Genomic DNA, 16,666 nt, shown 5'->3' on the forward strand with positions numbered 1-16,666 from the left:
CAACAGTGCAGGTCATCGTCAATTCCATGATCTATGCGAGCCAGATCGCCGTCATCGCCCTTGGCGTATCGATGTGCTATTCAATTCTTCGCTTCACGAATTTCGCTCAGATCCAATACGCTGTCGTCGGCGGTTATCTGCTTTATGTTTTGAGCGCGCTGCTTGGTCTCCCGATCCTGCCCGCGGCAATTCTGGCCATGGCCGGTACCGGACTTTTGGCTGTTGCCATCGACATGCTGGTCTTTGCCAAGATGCGCGAGGCCACAGCGGAGTCGAAGATGATCGCCTCTTGGGGTGTCGCTCTGTTCATCCGCTCGGTCATCGCGGCGATCTTTGGCGGTTCCGCGCTGTATATCGAAACGAACATCAGCCTCTTGCCCCTGTCCGGCGTTTTCATCACATCGCTGGATATCTTCGTCGTTCTCGCATCGCTTGGCAGTATGGTTGTTCTGCACCTTGCGCTGGTACGCACGCGCCTTGGCACAGCTTTGCGCGCCATGTCGAGCAACCTCGGCCTGTCGCGCGCGCGGGGCATCCCAACCGAGACAATGATCCGCCTCATGTGGTTCATCGTTGGCGCATTTGCGGCGATGGGTGGCATCCTTGTCGCGCTTCAGACACAGCTCACGCCCAACATGGATCTGTCGATCCTGCTGCCGGTCTTTGCGGCCGTCGCCATCGGCGGGATGAGCAATATTTTTGGCGCGGTTGCCGGGGCCTTCTTGTTGTCCTTCACCCAAAACGTGCTCATCGCCATCGACTTTGGCTCTCTCTTGGGCGGCAACCCTTGGTATCTGCCCGCACAATTCAAGGATCTGGTCGCGGTCACAGCATTGGTCATCGTCCTCATGGCAAACCTTCAGGGTCGATTGGCCCGCTGGGGAAAGGCGACAGCATGATCGAATTCCTGATCTATATGGGCACCATCGCGGGCATTTGGGCCGTCTTGGCCATAAGTCTCAACCTGCAATTCGGGATCACCGGTCTCGTGAACTTTGGTCAGGTCCTACCCTTCGCAATCGGCGCGTATGGTGCCGGAATCGCGACCCGCCACGAATTGGGCATTCCGGCGGGGGTCTTGATCAGCCTGATCGCTGCCCCTGTGTTTGGCGCTCTGGTGGTTTGGCCCGCGCGCCGCATGGCACAGGATTACTGGGCGCTGATCACCCTTGGCCTCGCTGAAATATTCCGCCTGCTGATGATGAATGTTCCTGCCCTCGGCGGCGGAGTCTACGGCCTCTCGGTCACACGGATGCCGGGCTGGAGCATCTCGTTCAGCCTGACACTGGCCCTGCTCGCGGTCGCCTATGTCATCTCGGAACGTGTCATAAGATCTCCGCTTGGACGCATGCTGAATGTCATCCGGGAGGATGAAATCCTAGCCTCCACCCTCGGGCGTGATCCATTCCGCTATCAACGCAGTATCGTAATGCTCTCTTGGGTGCTCGCGGGTCTGGCAGGCAACCTCTATGCCCATGTTACCGGCTATGTGCATGAATCGTCCTTCATGGTGATCGAGACGTTTGTAATCTGGACCGCAATGATCCTTGGCGGTGCCGGACGCACCATCGGCGTCATCGCGGGCGCGTTCTTTGTTCAGGCGCTTACCACTTCGACGCGGTTCATCGCACAATGGACAGATCTTCCATCAGACGTTGTCGCCAACCTACGTCTGGCACTCGTCGGGTTGGTGTTGGTGTTGATGATCGTCTACCGCCCTGCCGGTATTTTTGCGGAACGGAGGGCGCGCCATGTCGCTGAAGATTAAGAACCTCACCGTCCGCTTTGGCGGACAAACCGCCGTCGATGATGTTTCGCTGGATGTCCCTGCTGGCCAAATCACCGGCCTCGTAGGCCCCAACGGGTCAGGTAAATCTACAGTAATGAACGCAGCTACCGGGGTGCTGGTGCCTGACCGCGGCAGCATCCACATCAAAGACAAACTGCTGCACCCGGGTCGCCCAGGCGATACCGCCAGAGCTGGCCTTGGCCGAACCTTTCAAATTCCGCGTCTCGCCCGCCGCCTCACGGTATTTCAGAATCTGCTGGCGGGTGCGCGCGACCAACCGGGCGAACAGCTGTTCAGCCTATTCTTCCGGCCCCGCCGCGTCGCGGATGCCGAACGCTCCATTGAAAAACGCGCCCATGCCATCCTCAAGCGCATCGGCCTTGCGGCAAAACTGAACACCCTCGCCGGCGAATTGTCTGGTGGGCAGCAAAAGCTGTTGACCATGGGGATGCTGTTGATGAGCGATTGCAAGGTTTTGCTTCTTGATGAGCCCGCCGCCGGGGTCAATCCCGCTTTGATCGAAGAGCAGATCCTTCTCTTGCAATCGCTGCGCGATGAGGGGCGGGCGATCCTGCTGGTAGAACACAACATGGGCATGATCTCGCGGCTATGCGACAGCGTTTGTGTGCTGGATTCAGGAATAAAGATCGCTCATGGCGATCCCGAAACGGTGCAGCGCGATCCTCGCGTTATTGCGTCCTATCTTAGCATGCAGCCCGAACAGGCACCTGCCAAGAGTCAGGAGGCCCACCAATGACCAGTCGGCACACCACCAGCCTCTCCCTAACCGATGTCGATGCGGGGTACGGTAAGGTCGCGATCCTCAGTCGGCTCTCTTTTGCGACCGACCCGGGCGGAATACTGACCATCCTTGGCGCCAACGGCAGCGGCAAATCAACCTGCCTGAAGGCCTTGATGGGGCTTGCCAGCCTCACCGGCGGGACCATTCGCCTTGGGGATGAGGACATCACGAAAATGCCTGTCCATCGCCGCGTGTCGCTTGGCCTTGGCTATGTTCCACAGGTCGACAACGTGTTCGGCGATCTTTCGGTTGATGACAACCTGCGCATGGGGGCGTTCCTGCATCCGCAGGAAACGCCGGCACTGCGCGAACAGGCGCTGGAGTTGTTTCCCCAGTTAAAGCCACATCTGCGCAAAGCCGCCCGTCTCCTTAGCGGCGGCGAGCGCCGAATGCTCTCCATTGCGCAGACTCTGATGATCAAGCCCCGCATTCTCCTGATGGATGAACCGAGCAGCGATCTGTCGCCCAAACTGGTCGAAGAGGTCTTCGCCTGTATCACTGACCTGCGAGAACGGATGGGCATTCCGGTGCTGCTGGTCGAACAGAATGTCACCCACGCCCTGCGCATCGCTGATCGCGTTATTGTCCTCGCCGAAGGAAGCAAGGTGCTGGACCGCCCAACCGAGGCAGTGACACTTGACGAACTTGGCGAAATTTTCCTCGGCCGTCATCCGGTGACGGCGCAACAAGATTAAACGAATAAGGTCAAGAAAGAGAAATCAGATGATCGTATCGCACGTTGACAACATCAAAGGCACCGATGCCGACGCCTCCGGCCCTGGATGGCGCTCTCTCCGTTTCGGTCTGAAGAGCGATAAGCTCGGCTTTACCATGACCGAAACGACAATCGATGCCGGGGTCGACCATATCCTTTGGTACAAGCACCACATCGAAGCAGTCTATGTCATCTCCGGCGAGGGCGAGATCGAGAATTTTGAAACCGAAGAGATACATCCGATCAAACCCGGCTCTTTCTATGCGCTGAATGACAACGATCGCCATCGCTTTGCGTCCTTCACCGAAATGAAACTGATTTGCACTTTTGATCCGCCCCTTAGCGGGCGCGAAACGCACGATGAGGATCGCAGTTACTTGCCTGATCTCTGATCAGGCAAGTAACCCTTACAAACCATGTCCATTACGGGTGTATGGTACTGGGGGCTGTTGCAGGTTTCAGGGCGCGGTGCACAGGAAGATGTTTGAGCGGCGAAATGCGGGGCATGATCTACCTCAAGAACCTGAGATTCGTCAAATGGACCGATAATGCAACAGTCCAGGCGGCGGCACTGCCAACCGATGGTGTGATGCCGGACAGGGATCTGGTGGGTATCGTCAGACCCTGATCCGGCGATCGGGCAGGGGGGCTATTGCCGGGGCGTCAGTTCCAACTCTTGCCAGATGGTCGAAAAGAGCTGTTGGTATTCCGGCCGGTCACGCACCGTGACAGGGTCAACATCCTCATTGCCCCAAGGGGTTTCGTGGATTGTTTTGACGGTGGCAGGCCGGTTTGTCAGGACGACGATCCGGTTCGCCATAGAGATCGCCTCGCCAATGTCATGGGTGATCAGGATCACGCTGCGCCCTTCGTCGCGAATGATGCGTTTGACATCCGCCTGCAGCAGGATGCGGGTCTGAAAGTCCAGAGCGGAAAAAGGTTCGTCCAGCAGGATGACATCGGGATCAAAGGCCAGTGTCCGCATCAAGGCGGCGCGCTGGCGCATCCCGCCGGACAGGCCCGAGGGTTTGGACCGCTCAAAACCCGTCAGCCCGTAGCGGTCGATCAGCTCTTGCGCCCGTTCACGCGCGCGGACTTTGGGCACGCCCCGGATCTCCAGCCCAAGTGTGATGTTGTCGATCACGCTGCGCCAAGGCAGCAGCAGGTCTTTTTGCAGCATGTAACCGACATGGCCGGTGGCTTTTGAAACCTGCGTCTCGCCCACGGTGACGTGGCCGCCCTGCAAGGGGATCAGCCCGGCAATGGCGTTGAACAAGGTGGTCTTGCCGCAGCCCGACGGGCCGACCAGCGCAAGGATTTCGCCTTGGCGCAGATCCAGCGTGATGTCGCGGACGGCCTCGACGGGATGATCGCTGTGTTGGTTGTAGACGACGCGCGCGCTTTGGGCGGTCAGGACGGTGGGGGCAGGGGTCATGCGTGGCCTCCTTTGAGGAAATCCATGGCAATGGCGTTGAATTCGTCCGGCAGGATCTGGCTGGCTGCATGTGCGCCGTCTTGCATGATCGACAGCGACGCATTGGGGATTGCCGCTGCAAGCGCTTCGGAGAAATAGGCCGGGGTGAGGTGGTCGTTGGCGACCCCCATGACCAGCACCTGATGGGGGATTTTCGGCAGGTCGGCGCTGCGGTCAAAGGCCAGCAGCGCGTCGATCCGGCTGGCCATGATGCCGACATCGTGGTGGCCGCCATAGACGCCGCTTTCGCCGCTTTCGATCTGGTCGATGTTGTCGCGAATCCACCAACTGGGGTGCAGGAACAATGGCGTCGCCTTGATGTAGGCCTCTGGTCCGGCGGTCATCAGCAACTGTTTGCGGGTTTCAAAGCAGCGGCGGAAAAAGCCGTCGGCGGTGGTCCAGCCCGAGGCAAGGATGATCCGCCCCAGCCGGTCCGGGTGATCCAGCGCGATGACCTGCGCAATGGCCGCGCCGGTGGAATGGCCGATGAAATCCGCCTGCTCGATGTCCAGCGCGTCCATCAGCGCCAGAGTGTCCTCGGCCATCTGCTCGACCGAGTATTTGATCTGCGACCGGCTTGACCCGCCGGTGCCGCGATGATCGTGCAGAATGACGCGGAACTGTTTGGAAAAGGGGGCGATCTGGGGGGCCCAATAGGCCCCGATCCCGCCCAGTCCAGCGACCATCATCAGCGGCCGACCCGTGCCGTGTTCCTCGTAGTATAGCGTTTCGCCGTCAGGAAGGATGAGTTCGGACATTTTAGTGCTCCAGGTCGATGAAACGTTCAAGGCGCGCGACGATGGCCTCTAGCAAAAGCGCCATGATCATGAGGCTGAAGATGCCCACCCAGACCGCGTTCAGGTCGTAAAGCTGGCCTGCGTAGTAAACCATGTAGCCAAGGCCCTCTTCGGCAGAGATGTATTCGCCGACAACGGCCCCGATCAGCGCAAAGCCGACGTTGAGACGCAGGGCCGAAACGATCCACGGCACGCTGCCGGGGACGACGATGGTGCGGAAGGTCTGCCACGGGGTCGCGCCCAGCGATTTCATCAGCCGGATCAGGTCGGGGTCGATTTCCTGAGAGCCTTTGTGCGCCTGAAGGAAGGCAACGATAAAGGTGATGATCGACGCGATGGCGATCTTGCTTTCCATTCCCAGCCCGAACCAGACGATAATCAGCGGTGCCAGCGCGATCTTGGGCACCCCGTTCAGGGCGATCATGTAGGGGTGCAGGATCTTGGCCCAGAGCGGTGAAAGCCACAGTAAAAGACCCCCGGCGCTGCCCAGCGTGCAGCCAATGATAAAGCCAATCACAACCTCTTGGCCTGTCACCCAGAAATGTCGCAGCAGACTGCCGTCAGCGATCAGGCTGATGAAGGATTGCAGCACCCCCAAGGGGGTGCCGTAGATAAAGGGTTTCAGCCAGCCGACCCACAGACCGATCTGCCAAAAGGCGATCAGGGCAAGCAGGACGCCCGCCTGATACGCGCGGATGCGCAGGGCCTCGCCCAGATTGCTGCGTTGTCTGGGCGGGGAGGGGGCCTTGGCGGGGGGCTCTGTTTCGACTGCCATGGTCATCCGGGCTGTCCGAAGTAGGCGGTGGTGGCGATTTCGACCAGCAATTCTTCGCGGACCAGTTCCGCGATGATGCAGTAGCGCGCGGGCGGGTTTTTCCCGAAATATTCGGCGTAGACCTCATTGAAGGCGGCATAATCATCGCGGTTCTTGAGAAAGATCGCGTTGTAGCAGATGTCTGACAGGTCGCCGCCAGAGGCTTTGACCACGCGCAGGATCTCTTCGATGACATAGCGTGTCTGGGCTTTGACATCGCCCTTGTGCAGGCTTTCGCCATTTGGCCCAAGGGCAAGCATACCCGCGACGTATAGGGTGTCGCCGACACGTGAGCCGGGGACAAAGGGGGCAATGGGCGTCGGCGCGCCTTCGGGAATGACGGGAGTGAACATTGGCATGTCTCCTTTTGTATGGGCTTGGTCGGTGCGCTTAGCTGGTCAGCGTTGCGGTCACTTCGTCCAGCGTGGTGGTCCAGCCAAAGAAAGTGCGGATGGCAAAGATCGTGGCGTCCTGCATCTGGGACGGGCCCGCCTGAAGACAGCAGTCCTCGACCATGACGGGGTGGTATTCCAACCCAAAGGCATCGCGGATCGTGGTTTCGACGCAGACGTTGGTGGCGACGCCGCAGACCAGCAAGGTCTGGATCCCGCGCGACCGCAGGATCGAATCCAGCGGCGTGTTCACAAAGCCCGAGTACCGCGACTTGGGCACCAGAATGTCACCTTCTTTCACCTCTAGCGCGTCAATCAGGGCGTAATCCCAGCCGCCTTTGGCCAGCAATTGCCCCTTGAGTTCGGGGCGTTCCCGCATCAGGCGCAAGGCGTTCGATTTCGCCTGATTGACCGAGGTCGGGCCGCCGGCCTCGACATAGTCCGGGTCCCAGCCATTTTGCAGGAACACCACCTGCACGCCGCTGTCCCGGCAAAGCTGGGTCAGGGTTGCGACATTGCTGTTGACCGTTTCGGCGCCGGTCAGGTCGAACCCGGCCAGATCCAGATAGCCCCCGTGCGAGGCATAGGCGTTCTGCATGTCCACGACGATCAGCGCCGTTGTGGTCGGGTCCAGACTGACCGTCTGGGGCAGCGCCGGCAAATCCAGCCGGCGCGCTTGGGAGTCTTGCATCATGACAGGCCGAACTCCTTGGCGGCTTTTTCCGCAAAACTGCTGTCGACCATCTGCGCGTAGGGCAGGTTGGCGCGCAGCGTGCCTGCGCCGCTTTCGTGCGCGACCAGCGTGGCCCATTCCTGTTCGGTGATGACCGGGTTGCGCGGCACCAGCGGCACATCGCCAAAAAAGCGCGGGCGGGCGGCGGCGATCACGGCCGGATCGACTGTCGGGAATTCCTCTGCCGCCACGTCGATAAAGACCTGTTCGTCCTCGTGCAGCATACGCTCGGCCTCGGCGATGGCGTTGCAGTAGGCCTGTACCGCCTCGGGGCTGGTTTCCAGAAAATCACGGGTGACAAAGGTCGAGGAAAAGACCGCCGGGCCAAGCGCCTCGCCCAGAGAATAGACCACGTCCAGATCGAACTGCGTCGCGCCGATCGAGGCGTCCCATTCAAAGACGGTCGCATAATCCGCGCGCCCGTCTGCAACCGCCTGAAGCTGCGCACCAAAGGGCAGGGACATCCATTTTACATCGCTTTCGGGGTCGAGGCCCGCCTGTTTCATGGCGTAATAGGGCGTGGTGTAGGTGTTGGAGGGGAATTTCAGCGTGGCGATTGTCTTGCCCGCGAAATCCTGTGGCCCGGCAAAGGTCGTGCCCTTTTTGGCCACCACCCAGACAGAGATCATCCCGGCGATCTTGGCGATATTGACCATCTCGGCGCCCTCGACGGTCGCGTTGATCGACATGCCTGTGCCGGTGACGGCGAAATCGGCGGCCCCGGACAGCAGCGCGGGCACCGGCTGTGCAATGCCGCCAGCGGTTTTCAGGTCCGGGGTCATTCCATGCTTGTCAAACAGGCCGCGGTTGATGGCGACGTATAGAGGCATGTACAGCCCAAGGTGGATGGCCTCGGAAATGCGGGCGGGTGTGGCGGCCTGCGCCATGCGGGGCAGGGTGAGGCCGGCACTGGCGGCTGCGCCGGCCAGGCCTAAGACAAAGCTCCGCCGGTCCGTGGACGATAGCGTCATGGACAACTCCTGTTGGTTCGATCTGGAAACCGGCCTTGGAAAGATGTTTTCCGACCGGATGTTTGCAGCTTACCTCAGGAGGGTGTTTCGAAAAGTGCTGATGTGGCACGACGGCGTTGCGCTGTGCGCAACATGTCTAGACGGGCGCCCCAATCGCCGAGAAATGCGCAGTCAGGGCCGTCAGAAGTGCTTTGGCCGCAAATGACAGCTCTCGGTCACGGTGAACGCAGACAGTCACGCGCGCGGCGTCCAGATCGGGACAGTCCAGCGACAGCGCCCGCAGCCGGTTGGCGGCGATGTCCTTGCGCACCATAAAGGCCGGCATAAACGCGACGGCGTCCCCATTCATCGCGACCCTTTTGGTCAGCTCGATGGAATTGGTGTTCATCGCGATCTGCTGTTTGCCAGAGGCCCGTGCAATCGCCGAGTCCACCATTCGGCGCATCCCGAAGGATTGCTCTGGCAGCGCCAAAGGCCATTTCAGGACCGTATCCAGCTTCAGGCTGCCTTGCACGGCGAACTGTTCTAACGGGTGCCCCGGCCGAACAAGACAGCAGATCGGTTCGACGTGTTCGGTCACCACGCCAATGTCGTTTCGGTGCGGGCCGTTGAAGGTGATGCCAATGTCCGCCACGTCGTCCAGCAAGGCACCAACGATGCCATCGGTGGAATCCAGCCGGATTTCAAAACCGATCTGCGGGTATTGCGCCATGAAGTCGTTGACGACGGCGGGCAGAAATTCTGCGACCAACCCCTCGGCGGCATAAAGCGTCACCTGGCCGCGCCGCAGTCCGCGCAGATCGTCGATGGCGTCCCGGACCCGATCAAGATCGCGAAAGGTGCGGTGCGTTTGCCGCGCCAATAGCGTTCCTGCCGCTGTCAGCGTCATGCCCTTGCGGCTGCGTTCAAAAAGCGGCGCGCCGAATTGATGCTCTAGTCCTGCAATCCCGCGACTGACAGAGGAGGCCGTGACATGCAATGCCTCGGCGGCACGCCGGATTGATCCGGCACGGGCGGTTTCGTGAAAGTAGCGAAGGGCCGTGAATTCCATGTCGCAGATATGCACGGCGGCGGGTTGGTTGTCACCGGTCCATAATTCATGGCGGCGCGGGCTCTAGTAAGGCGGCGCGCGCACTTGAGAAGAGGGGGGTGTTCATTCGGGGATGCCGAAACGTCATGGCAAAAGCCGGTGTTGTCACATTCACTCGCCCAGTTTGCGAGATTGGGTGCTGATCGGACATCAAGGGACGTTTGCCGCGACCTTCACCACGACTTTGCACAGGCTCAAGCTGGCCCGGGCCTGCGAATTCGGCCGGTATGATCCGCGCAACTTAACAGATAATTTGCGGCTGCCTCGATATCGGCGATGGTCTCCGATTCGGATGTTTCCGCGTCTCCGGCTGCGATGGCCTCGACAATCCGTTCGTGATGGTCAGAACCGCGCAGCGTGAGGACGTATTCCGGGATCACATAAGTCAGGATCGGACCGGTGCGCAGCCACAGATTTTCAATGATCTCGTTGAGCAGCGGCACTCCGGCATTGCCATAGATCGTGAAATGGAAATCGCGATGTACATCCAGGTAACCCGAAAGATCGCGGTCACGGATCAGCCGTCGCATGGTGTCGAGCTGTTCGCTTAGGTTGGTAACCAATTCGGGGGTGACGCGCTGAGCAGTCTCGCGTGCGGCGCGCCCTTCTAACTCTGTCCGAATCAGAATGATCTCACGCAACTGCAGAGCGGCCACATCAGGCACGACCGCCGCGTTGCGCGGACCCGCGTCCAGCACGCCCTGCGCGACCAGATGGTTTACCGCGTCGCGGACCGGCGTGACCGAGGTGCCGAACATTTCCGACAAAGCCCGCAGGGTCAGCGTCTCGCCCGGTTCGAACCGGCCGGCAAGAAGCGCATTCTTTATCTGGTGATGCACCCGCGTCCATAGGGGAGCATTGTCCAGCTTATTAAAGGGGGTCGCCATTTTCATCATCACACGGGCCTTCTGTCGGCAGTCACTGATACATCCACGCCGGGGGTTTGACAAATGTTTTGCATCATGTTTGTTATAACACACAACAGGGAGGAAAGACATGTTGATAAATTCGATTCTTCGCGCCGCCACCGTTGCACTTGCAGCGACCTTCGTCGCCGGCCCCGGCATGGCGCAGGACTATCCCAGCAAGGAAGTCAGATGGGTGATCCCGTGGAATGCGGGTGGGTCCAACGACATCATGGCGCGCTACCTGCAGCCGATTCTGGAGGAGCAGGGTGTTTCAGTCGTGATTGAGAACCTGCCCGGCGGCACCGGGGCGGTCGGCATGGGCGCTGTCGCCACCTCGCGAGCTGACGGCTACACCATCGGCAACGGAACCAGTTCGACCTTGTCAATCATTGCACAGGGCAAGGCACCGCTCAGCAATGACGATTTCACCAACGTGATCCGTGTGTCGGTCGATCCGCTGATCCTGGTGGTTCCTGGTGACAGCGAGATCGACACGCTTGACCAGTTTCTTGCGCACATGAAGGACAACCCGGGCGACGTGACGATCGGCACGCCGGGCACCAACAACCTGAACCATATCTTTGCAGCAATGACGGCGCGGGGCGCTGGAGTCGACTATCGCCATGTGCCGTTCCCCGGTGGTTCGCGCGTGATCGCCGAATTGATGGGGAACCAGATCCAGGCCGGTGTGCTGAAGCCGTCTGAAACCATCGAGCAAATTCAAGCCGGCGAACTGAAACCATTGGGCGCTTTCTCGAACGAACGGCTGGAAATCTTGCCGGACATACCGACCTTTGGCGAAGCGGGCGTGGATGTCTTCCCCTACGGTCCAGTGGTGCAGATGGCCTACATTCAGGCGCCCGCAGGGCTTGACCCCGAAACCGAAAAAGCGCTGGCCGACGCCTTTGAGGCGGCCCTGACCAGCGAGCAGTTCCGTGAGTTCGCGGACAAAAACGGCTTTGTCATCGACCCGCTGCGCGGTGATGAGCTGGACGCGGAAGTTGCAGGCGTTGCCGGGGCCATCGCCGAAGTGGCGAAGCAGGTCTTCGCGGAGTGATCCGTCCTGCCTTGTAGTTCCTTGTCAAAGTACCACGCGACCGGCGCACTGCCGGCGCGTGGCCATCAGGAAGACCAACAACATGCCGACTCTTAATCTCGTCGCGAGCATCGCGACAAGCGCGCTGCTTGTCGGGTTGTCCTTGTTTCTCGCGGGGCCTGCGTTCGATCTGCCCGGTCTGGGTCCGAAAGGTGGGTTGCGGGCGGGGACTTTGCCGCAGTTTGTCGTGGTCGTCGTCATCGCCTTGGCCGTGCTGTCGGTCATCAATGATGTCGTCAAGTGGCGCGCCGACCGTCGGCCGGGACACATGCCCGAACAACCCTTTGCGCCGGTCCGCCAGGTGGTGGCAGTCGGAGGCAGCGTTCTGGTGTTGCTCGCGGCCTATGTCTTTGCCTGGGGTCCATTGCCGTTCCCGCTGATTTCATTCGTCTTCTTCACGGCTGTGGGCGCCATCCTGTCTCCACCCACCGAACGCACCCTGCGAGGCTACTCAAAGATAGCGCTTACCGGGCTGCTGTTTTCCACCGGGGTCTGGCTGATCTTTACTTTTGTCCTGAACGTCCCGCTGCGGTGATCCCATGGAAATTCTAAACAATCTTGCCGTTGCCTTTGGCAACGAACTTTCAAGCCCGTTGTCGTTGGGGTTGATCCTTGTTGGCGTCATGGTCGGGTTCACCTTCGGGGCGACCCCCGGACTGACGGCCACGATGGGCGTCGCATTGTTCATCCCGCTGACATTCCCGCTGCCGCCGGACATGGCGATCAGCATGATGATCGCGCTTTACTGCGGTTCGATGGCGGGCGGGGCGATTCCGGCCATCCTGATAAACATTCCGGGCACCCCCTCGGCAGTGGTCACAACCATCGATGGCTATCCGATGACCAAGAACGGCCGCGCGGTCGAGGCCTACGGATGGGCATTGGTGGCCTCGGTCGTGGGCGGCGTGGTGGCCTGGGTGGCGCTGGTCAGCCTTGCCCCGGCATTGGCTCGCTTGGCGCTCAAGCTTGGCTCGGCGGAATATGCCGCCGTTGCGTTTCTGGGGCTGGCGATCATCTCTTCGGTGGTCCCGGCTCCGCTGGTCAAAGGTGTGTTGGCCACAGTCATCGGCCTTGGCCTTTCGGTCGTCGGCTTTGACCAGATCACCGGGCAAGGGCGCTGGACCTTTGACAGCCTTCAGTTGACCCGCGGGATCGGGATCATGCCGGCCCTGATCGGGCTGCTGGTGATCCCCGAACTTATGATGACGCTGTTTCAGCGAGAGGCGCATGCCGAGGCACCAAAGACGGTCAAGGGCATGTTCCCGACGCTTGCCGGCTTTCTTGGTCAACTGGTGAACATGATACGCTCGTCGGTGATCGGGGTCGTGACCGGGATCATTCCCGCCCTTGGCGGCAGTGTCGGTGCCCTGATCGCCTACGATCAGGCCAAGCGTTTCTCGAAAAACCGCGACAACTTTGGCAAGGGCGAACCCGAAGGTGTCGTCGCCTCTGAAAGCGCCAACAACGGTGTGACCGGCGGCGCGCTGATCCCGCTTCTGACGTTGGGCATTCCCGGCGATACGGTGACGGCGATGCTCCTCGGTGGCTTGATGATCCACGGCCTGCAACCGGGGCCGCGCCTGTTCGATACCAGCGGCGACATCGTGTGGAATATCCTTGCAGCCGTGCTGCTGGCCAACATGGCGATCATCATCGTCGGCGCGATCGGGTTCCGCTTCTTTGTGCGGGTTCTGGATGTGCCAAAACATCTGTTGGCGCCCGCGCTGTTCGTTCTGGCCGTAGTTGGAACCTACTCGCTGTCGAACAGCTGGTTTGATGTGGTCATCATGCTGGGCCTCGGTGTTTTTGGCTTTCTCGCCACGCTTGGATCCATCCCCGTCTATCCCATGGTGATCGGGGTCATCCTTGGGCCCTTGCTGGAATCGGAAACCAGGCGCGCATTGGTCATCAGCGGCGGCGACTGGACGACATTCCTCACACGACCTGTCTCGGCCGTGCTCGTGACGGTCGCAATCGCGATCCTCATCGGCCCGACCATCACGAAATTCCTCCGACGCCGTTCCGGCGGCGCGGACCCGGAAACTCAACCCATCGACTCTAGGAGAGAACATGAAGATTAAGAAGGTAACCTGCCATTGGCTGAGCGCGCCTGTCGAACGCCCATTCACGTCGTCGCGTGGCTGGCTTTACAGCACACGCAACACCTGCCTGGTCGAGATCGAGACCGACGATGGCGTCGTCGGATGGGGAGAATGCTATGGCCCCTCTGCCGTTGCCAAGGCGTTTATCGAGACGCAACTGGCCGGCCAGATCATCGGCAGGGATCCGTTTGACGTCGAGGTGATCTGGGAACACCTTTACAATCGCATCAAGGACTACGGTCAAACAGGGATGGCCATCGCGGCGATCAGCGGTATCGATATCGCGCTGTGGGACATCATCGGCAAGGTCACCGACAAGCCTGTTCACAAGCTGATTGGCGGCGCGTTCCGCAACGAGGTTCAGGCATACGCCACCGGCCTGTATTTCATCGACATGGACCGGGTGACCGAGGAAGCCGTCGAAGAGGCTCAGAAATTCGTCTCGGAAGGCTTTCGGGCCATCAAGATGAAAATTGGCCTGGGGTCGCTGCAAAAGGACATCGACCGTGTCGCCGCCGTACGCGACGCCATCGGCCCCGATGTGCGCCTCATGGTCGACGCCAACCACTGCTACTCGGTGCCGAACGCGATACGCCTCGGTCGCAAGCTCCAAGAATTGGATATCGACTGGTTCGAAGAACCGATTTCACCCGAGGACATCGACGGCTACGTCGAGGTATCGCGCGCGCTCGATATGGCCGTGGCGGGCGGTGAGAACGACTTCACCCGTTTCGGTTTTCGCGACAAGATCGTGCGCAAGGCGATGGATATTGTACAACCCGACGTCTGCGCTGCGGGCGGACTGACCGAATGCAAGAAGATCGCCGCCATGGCCAGCGCACATGGTGTCGAATGCGTGCCGCATGCCTGGGGGTCAGCGGTTGGCCTTGCCGCGACGATCCACTTTCTCGCGTCGCTTCCGGATCAGCCTCCATGCCTTGTGCCACAACCTGTCCTGCTGGAGTTCGAGCAAGAGGAAAACCCCTTCCGCGACTTTCTGGCCAAAGAGCCGATCGTACAGAAATCCGGCGTGGTTGCCGTGCCGGGCGGACCCGGGTTGGGGATCGAGGTCGATCGCGATGTTATCCAGAAATACCGGGTGGCCTGATGCGCTTTGTCACCTTCAACGAAGGCGGTCGCACGCGCGCCGGCGTGCTGACAGGGCAGGCTGACGACGATTCAGCCGAGCAGGGCGAGGTATTGGACCTCGCCCACCACACCCTCAAGGATTGCTTGGGCGGTGTCGCGCCCGACCTGCTTGAAATGGTGTCGGCGGGCCTTGATCCGATCGCCCGGCGCCTTGCCGCGCTGGGGCAGCCTTCGGCATCGGCCTGTTTGCCCTTGCAGACAGTTCAGTTGCTGGCACCGCTGCCGAACCCGCCCCGTATCGTGGGCGCGGCACACAACTACACCTGCGCCCTGAAAGAGCGCGGCGTGCCCGCACCAAAAGCACCGGTTCTGTTCGAAAAGTCCGCCTTGACCGTCATCGGCCCGGGCGCGACCGTGATACTGCCCGAAGGCGCAGGAGGGATCACCTACGAGGCCGAATTGGCCGTGGTCATCGGTCGCCGCGCCAAGGAGATCACCCCGCAAGAGGCGATGGAATTCGTGGCAGGCTACACGCTGTTCAACGACATCAGCGCGTCCGAGATCATCCGCGCCGATGGCAGCTTTGACCGGGGCAAGAACTTTCCGACATTCGGACCGATGGGGCCGTGGCTTGCCACACCTGACGAGGTGAACCCGAGCGGAGGCCATCGCGTGACACTCGAGGTGGACGGCGTTTACCGTCAGGATGGAACAACAGCCGATCTGCTGTTCGGCGTGGCCGAGCTGATCTCCCGCCTCTCACACGCCTCCGCGCTGGAGCCGGGCACGGTGATCGCCACAGGCACGCCCGCCGGTGTTGCCCCCGTCCAGACTCCACCAACATGGCTTGAGCCCGGAACAGTCATGACCGTCGCCATCGAAGGGCTTGGGCAGCTTGTCAATCCGGTTGAAAATGGGAGATCCGTCAATGTCGGATGACATCGTACTTCTTACCAATCCGATCCATCCCGACGGTGAAAAAATCCTCCAGGGGCACGCCCGACTGATCGTCGCGCCTGACACGCAGCCCGACACGTTGCGGCGCTTGGCACAGGACGCGACCGGCATCATCGTTAGGGCGCAAATGCCTGAGGATATCGCCGATCATGCGCCGCGACTGCGGGGCATGGTGCGACACGGCGTTGGGCTGGATTTTATCCCCGTCGCTCGTGCCACCGAACGTGGCATCGTCGTGGCGAACCTGCCCGGCAGCAACACGGATTCAGTGGCTGAGTTCGTCATCGCAGCGCTTCTTAACCTTCGAAGGCCGCATGCCCGCTTTGACTCCGCACTGCGCGCCGAAGGCTGGGACAAAGCGCGAGCCGCAGCAGGCAGCAACTCCGAGGTCCGTCGCAGCGTACTGGGCGTTGTCGGAGTGGGCGCGATCGGGTCAAGGGTGGCACAGATCGCCGGAAACGGCTTTGGTATGCGGGTTCTGGGAGCATCGCGCCGCAGCGCCATGCCTGAAGGCGTCGAAGAGGCAACTCTGGACAGACTTTTCGCCGAAGCGGACGCCGTGGTCCTGAGTTGCGCGCTGACCGACGAAACTCGGGGCTTGGTGGATGCGCAGCGACTGGCTTTGATGAAGCCCGGTGCAGTGCTGATCAACGTTTCGCGTGGGCCTGTCGTGGACACGTCGGCGCTTGTCGCGGCGCTGAAAGAGGGGCGGCTGGCTGGGGCGGCTCTTGATGTGCATCAGACCCACCCGCTGTCACCCGACGACGACGTGTTTTCCTGCCCCAACCTGCTGCTGTCCCCGCATGTCGCCGCAATCACTGCAACCAGCATGCGGGCAATGAGCGTCGGCGCCGCCGAGGAGATGCGCCGCATCCTGTCTGGCGAAAGCCCCGTCAATTTCGTCAATCCGGAAATTCGCGGCGCGTGACGCCGAAAG

Annotated in this window: 19 protein-coding genes; 11 read left to right on the forward strand and 8 right to left on the reverse strand. The window is 60.7% G+C overall.

Annotated elements, in window-relative coordinates:
• Positions 1 to 5: 5 nt before the first annotated feature.
• Genes ANTHELSMS3_RS12630 through ANTHELSMS3_RS12650 form a run of 5 tightly spaced genes read left to right on the forward strand, consistent with a single transcriptional unit; the run spans position 6 to position 3,698 of the window.
• Complete coding sequence (locus tag ANTHELSMS3_RS12630) at positions 6 to 899, forward strand: branched-chain amino acid ABC transporter permease (protein ID WP_094035172.1); 894 nt, start codon at positions 6 to 8, stop codon at positions 897 to 899.
• Entirely contained in the window at positions 896 to 1,768 is an 873-nt protein-coding gene (locus ANTHELSMS3_RS12635; RefSeq protein ID WP_094035173.1) for a branched-chain amino acid ABC transporter permease, read from the forward strand. Before ANTHELSMS3_RS12630 ends, ANTHELSMS3_RS12635 begins: the two co-directional genes overlap by 4 nt.
• The gene (locus ANTHELSMS3_RS12640; protein WP_094037102.1) at positions 1,752 to 2,546 is read left to right on the forward strand and encodes an ABC transporter ATP-binding protein; all 795 of its coding nucleotides are present in this window, start codon (positions 1,752 to 1,754) and stop codon (positions 2,544 to 2,546) included. Before ANTHELSMS3_RS12635 ends, ANTHELSMS3_RS12640 begins: the two co-directional genes overlap by 17 nt.
• On the forward strand, positions 2,543 to 3,286 hold the full coding sequence (locus ANTHELSMS3_RS12645; RefSeq protein WP_094035174.1) for an ABC transporter ATP-binding protein: 744 nt from the start codon (positions 2,543 to 2,545) through the stop codon (positions 3,284 to 3,286). Before ANTHELSMS3_RS12640 ends, ANTHELSMS3_RS12645 begins: the two co-directional genes overlap by 4 nt.
• Positions 3,287 to 3,314: 28 nt before the next feature.
• Complete coding sequence (locus tag ANTHELSMS3_RS12650; protein ID WP_094035175.1) at positions 3,315 to 3,698, forward strand: ectoine synthase; 384 nt, start codon at positions 3,315 to 3,317, stop codon at positions 3,696 to 3,698.
• A 257-nt stretch (positions 3,699 to 3,955) separates the two neighbouring features.
• Here the strand turns inward: ANTHELSMS3_RS12650 and ANTHELSMS3_RS12655 are convergent, their stop codons facing one another.
• The 8 genes from ANTHELSMS3_RS12655 to ANTHELSMS3_RS25555 form a co-directional block, all read right to left on the reverse strand.
• Positions 3,956 to 4,741, reverse strand: coding sequence for an ABC transporter ATP-binding protein (locus tag ANTHELSMS3_RS12655; protein WP_094035176.1), 786 nt, complete (start codon positions 4,739 to 4,741; stop codon positions 3,956 to 3,958).
• Positions 4,738 to 5,538, reverse strand: coding sequence for an alpha/beta fold hydrolase (locus tag ANTHELSMS3_RS12660; RefSeq protein WP_094035177.1), 801 nt, complete (start codon positions 5,536 to 5,538; stop codon positions 4,738 to 4,740). Before ANTHELSMS3_RS12660 ends, ANTHELSMS3_RS12655 begins: the two co-directional genes overlap by 4 nt.
• Before the next feature lies 1 nt (position 5,539).
• Positions 5,540 to 6,358 (reverse strand): ABC transporter permease, encoded by an 819-nt coding sequence (locus tag ANTHELSMS3_RS12665; RefSeq protein ID WP_254694731.1) that lies wholly within the window; start codon positions 6,356 to 6,358, stop codon positions 5,540 to 5,542.
• The gene (locus ANTHELSMS3_RS12670; RefSeq protein WP_198319799.1) at positions 6,355 to 6,744 is read right to left on the reverse strand and encodes a Rid family hydrolase; all 390 of its coding nucleotides are present in this window, start codon (positions 6,742 to 6,744) and stop codon (positions 6,355 to 6,357) included. The genes ANTHELSMS3_RS12665 and ANTHELSMS3_RS12670 overlap by 4 nt, the downstream gene beginning before the upstream one ends.
• Positions 6,745 to 6,781: 37 nt before the next feature.
• A complete protein-coding gene (locus ANTHELSMS3_RS12675; RefSeq protein WP_094035179.1) occupies positions 6,782 to 7,477 on the reverse strand; it encodes a cysteine hydrolase family protein in 696 nt (231 codons plus the stop codon).
• On the reverse strand, positions 7,474 to 8,487 hold the full coding sequence (locus tag ANTHELSMS3_RS12680; protein WP_094035180.1) for an ABC transporter substrate-binding protein: 1,014 nt from the start codon (positions 8,485 to 8,487) through the stop codon (positions 7,474 to 7,476). Before ANTHELSMS3_RS12680 ends, ANTHELSMS3_RS12675 begins: the two co-directional genes overlap by 4 nt.
• Before the next feature lie 136 nt (positions 8,488 to 8,623).
• Entirely contained in the window at positions 8,624 to 9,538 is a 915-nt protein-coding gene (locus tag ANTHELSMS3_RS12685) for a LysR family transcriptional regulator (RefSeq protein ID WP_094037104.1), read from the reverse strand.
• Positions 9,539 to 9,771: 233 nt separating this feature from the next.
• Positions 9,772 to 10,473, reverse strand: a complete 702-nt coding sequence (locus tag ANTHELSMS3_RS25555) for a GntR family transcriptional regulator (protein WP_198319800.1) — start codon at positions 10,471 to 10,473, stop codon at positions 9,772 to 9,774.
• 100 nt (positions 10,474 to 10,573) lie between these two features.
• Here ANTHELSMS3_RS25555 and ANTHELSMS3_RS12700 point away from each other — a divergent pair, with 100 nt between their 5' ends.
• The 6 genes from ANTHELSMS3_RS12700 to ANTHELSMS3_RS12725 all read left to right on the forward strand — a co-directional run bounded on the left by ANTHELSMS3_RS12700 (position 10,574) and on the right by ANTHELSMS3_RS12725 (position 16,657).
• Positions 10,574 to 11,542: a Bug family tripartite tricarboxylate transporter substrate binding protein gene (locus ANTHELSMS3_RS12700; RefSeq protein WP_094035182.1), complete on the forward strand. Its 969-nt coding sequence runs from the start codon at positions 10,574 to 10,576 to the stop codon at positions 11,540 to 11,542.
• 82 nt (positions 11,543 to 11,624) lie between these two features.
• Positions 11,625 to 12,116 (forward strand): tripartite tricarboxylate transporter TctB family protein, encoded by a 492-nt coding sequence (locus tag ANTHELSMS3_RS12705; RefSeq protein ID WP_157733500.1) that lies wholly within the window; start codon positions 11,625 to 11,627, stop codon positions 12,114 to 12,116.
• A gap of 4 nt (positions 12,117 to 12,120) precedes the next feature.
• A complete protein-coding gene (locus ANTHELSMS3_RS12710; protein ID WP_094035184.1) occupies positions 12,121 to 13,662 on the forward strand; it encodes a tripartite tricarboxylate transporter permease in 1,542 nt (513 codons plus the stop codon).
• Complete coding sequence (locus tag ANTHELSMS3_RS12715) at positions 13,652 to 14,791, forward strand: mandelate racemase/muconate lactonizing enzyme family protein (RefSeq protein WP_094035185.1); 1,140 nt, start codon at positions 13,652 to 13,654, stop codon at positions 14,789 to 14,791. The genes ANTHELSMS3_RS12710 and ANTHELSMS3_RS12715 overlap by 11 nt, the downstream gene beginning before the upstream one ends.
• Positions 14,791 to 15,711, forward strand: coding sequence for a fumarylacetoacetate hydrolase family protein (locus ANTHELSMS3_RS12720; protein WP_094035186.1), 921 nt, complete (start codon positions 14,791 to 14,793; stop codon positions 15,709 to 15,711). Before ANTHELSMS3_RS12715 ends, ANTHELSMS3_RS12720 begins: the two co-directional genes overlap by 1 nt.
• The gene (locus tag ANTHELSMS3_RS12725) at positions 15,701 to 16,657 is read left to right on the forward strand and encodes a hydroxyacid dehydrogenase (protein WP_094035187.1); all 957 of its coding nucleotides are present in this window, start codon (positions 15,701 to 15,703) and stop codon (positions 16,655 to 16,657) included. Before ANTHELSMS3_RS12720 ends, ANTHELSMS3_RS12725 begins: the two co-directional genes overlap by 11 nt.
• The last annotated feature ends 9 nt before the right edge of the window (positions 16,658 to 16,666 follow it).

It is taken from the genome of Antarctobacter heliothermus (genome assembly GCF_002237555.1).
GTDB classification, from domain to species: domain Bacteria; phylum Pseudomonadota; class Alphaproteobacteria; order Rhodobacterales; family Rhodobacteraceae; genus Antarctobacter; species Antarctobacter heliothermus_B.

Bases quoted from the DNA above. Each gene is read 5' to 3' on its own strand.
- ANTHELSMS3_RS12710 (WP_094035184.1), top strand. From the start codon at position 12,121: ATGGAAATTCTAAACAATCTTGCCGTTGCCTTTGGCAACGAACTTTCA.
- ANTHELSMS3_RS12650 (WP_094035175.1), top strand. From the start codon at position 3,315: ATGATCGTATCGCACGTTGACAACATCAAAGGCACCGATGCCGACGCC.
- ANTHELSMS3_RS12635 (WP_094035173.1), top strand. From the start codon at position 896: ATGATCGAATTCCTGATCTATATGGGCACCATCGCGGGCATTTGGGCC.
- ANTHELSMS3_RS12705 (WP_157733500.1), top strand. From the start codon at position 11,625: ATGCCGACTCTTAATCTCGTCGCGAGCATCGCGACAAGCGCGCTGCTT.
- ANTHELSMS3_RS25555 (WP_198319800.1), bottom strand. From the start codon at position 10,473: ATGATGAAAATGGCGACCCCCTTTAATAAGCTGGACAATGCTCCCCTA.
- ANTHELSMS3_RS12640 (WP_094037102.1), top strand. From the start codon at position 1,752: ATGTCGCTGAAGATTAAGAACCTCACCGTCCGCTTTGGCGGACAAACC.
- ANTHELSMS3_RS12685 (WP_094037104.1), bottom strand. From the start codon at position 9,538: ATGGAATTCACGGCCCTTCGCTACTTTCACGAAACCGCCCGTGCCGGA.
- ANTHELSMS3_RS12680 (WP_094035180.1), bottom strand. From the start codon at position 8,487: ATGACGCTATCGTCCACGGACCGGCGGAGCTTTGTCTTAGGCCTGGCC.
- ANTHELSMS3_RS12715 (WP_094035185.1), top strand. From the start codon at position 13,652: ATGAAGATTAAGAAGGTAACCTGCCATTGGCTGAGCGCGCCTGTCGAA.
- ANTHELSMS3_RS12665 (WP_254694731.1), bottom strand. From the start codon at position 6,358: ATGACCATGGCAGTCGAAACAGAGCCCCCCGCCAAGGCCCCCTCCCCG.
- ANTHELSMS3_RS12660 (WP_094035177.1), bottom strand. From the start codon at position 5,538: ATGTCCGAACTCATCCTTCCTGACGGCGAAACGCTATACTACGAGGAA.
- ANTHELSMS3_RS12675 (WP_094035179.1), bottom strand. From the start codon at position 7,477: ATGATGCAAGACTCCCAAGCGCGCCGGCTGGATTTGCCGGCGCTGCCC.
- ANTHELSMS3_RS12720 (WP_094035186.1), top strand. From the start codon at position 14,791: ATGCGCTTTGTCACCTTCAACGAAGGCGGTCGCACGCGCGCCGGCGTG.
- ANTHELSMS3_RS12655 (WP_094035176.1), bottom strand. From the start codon at position 4,741: ATGACCCCTGCCCCCACCGTCCTGACCGCCCAAAGCGCGCGCGTCGTC.
- ANTHELSMS3_RS12700 (WP_094035182.1), top strand. From the start codon at position 10,574: ATGTTGATAAATTCGATTCTTCGCGCCGCCACCGTTGCACTTGCAGCG.
- ANTHELSMS3_RS12670 (WP_198319799.1), bottom strand. From the start codon at position 6,744: ATGTTCACTCCCGTCATTCCCGAAGGCGCGCCGACGCCCATTGCCCCC.
- ANTHELSMS3_RS12645 (WP_094035174.1), top strand. From the start codon at position 2,543: ATGACCAGTCGGCACACCACCAGCCTCTCCCTAACCGATGTCGATGCG.
- ANTHELSMS3_RS12725 (WP_094035187.1), top strand. From the start codon at position 15,701: ATGTCGGATGACATCGTACTTCTTACCAATCCGATCCATCCCGACGGT.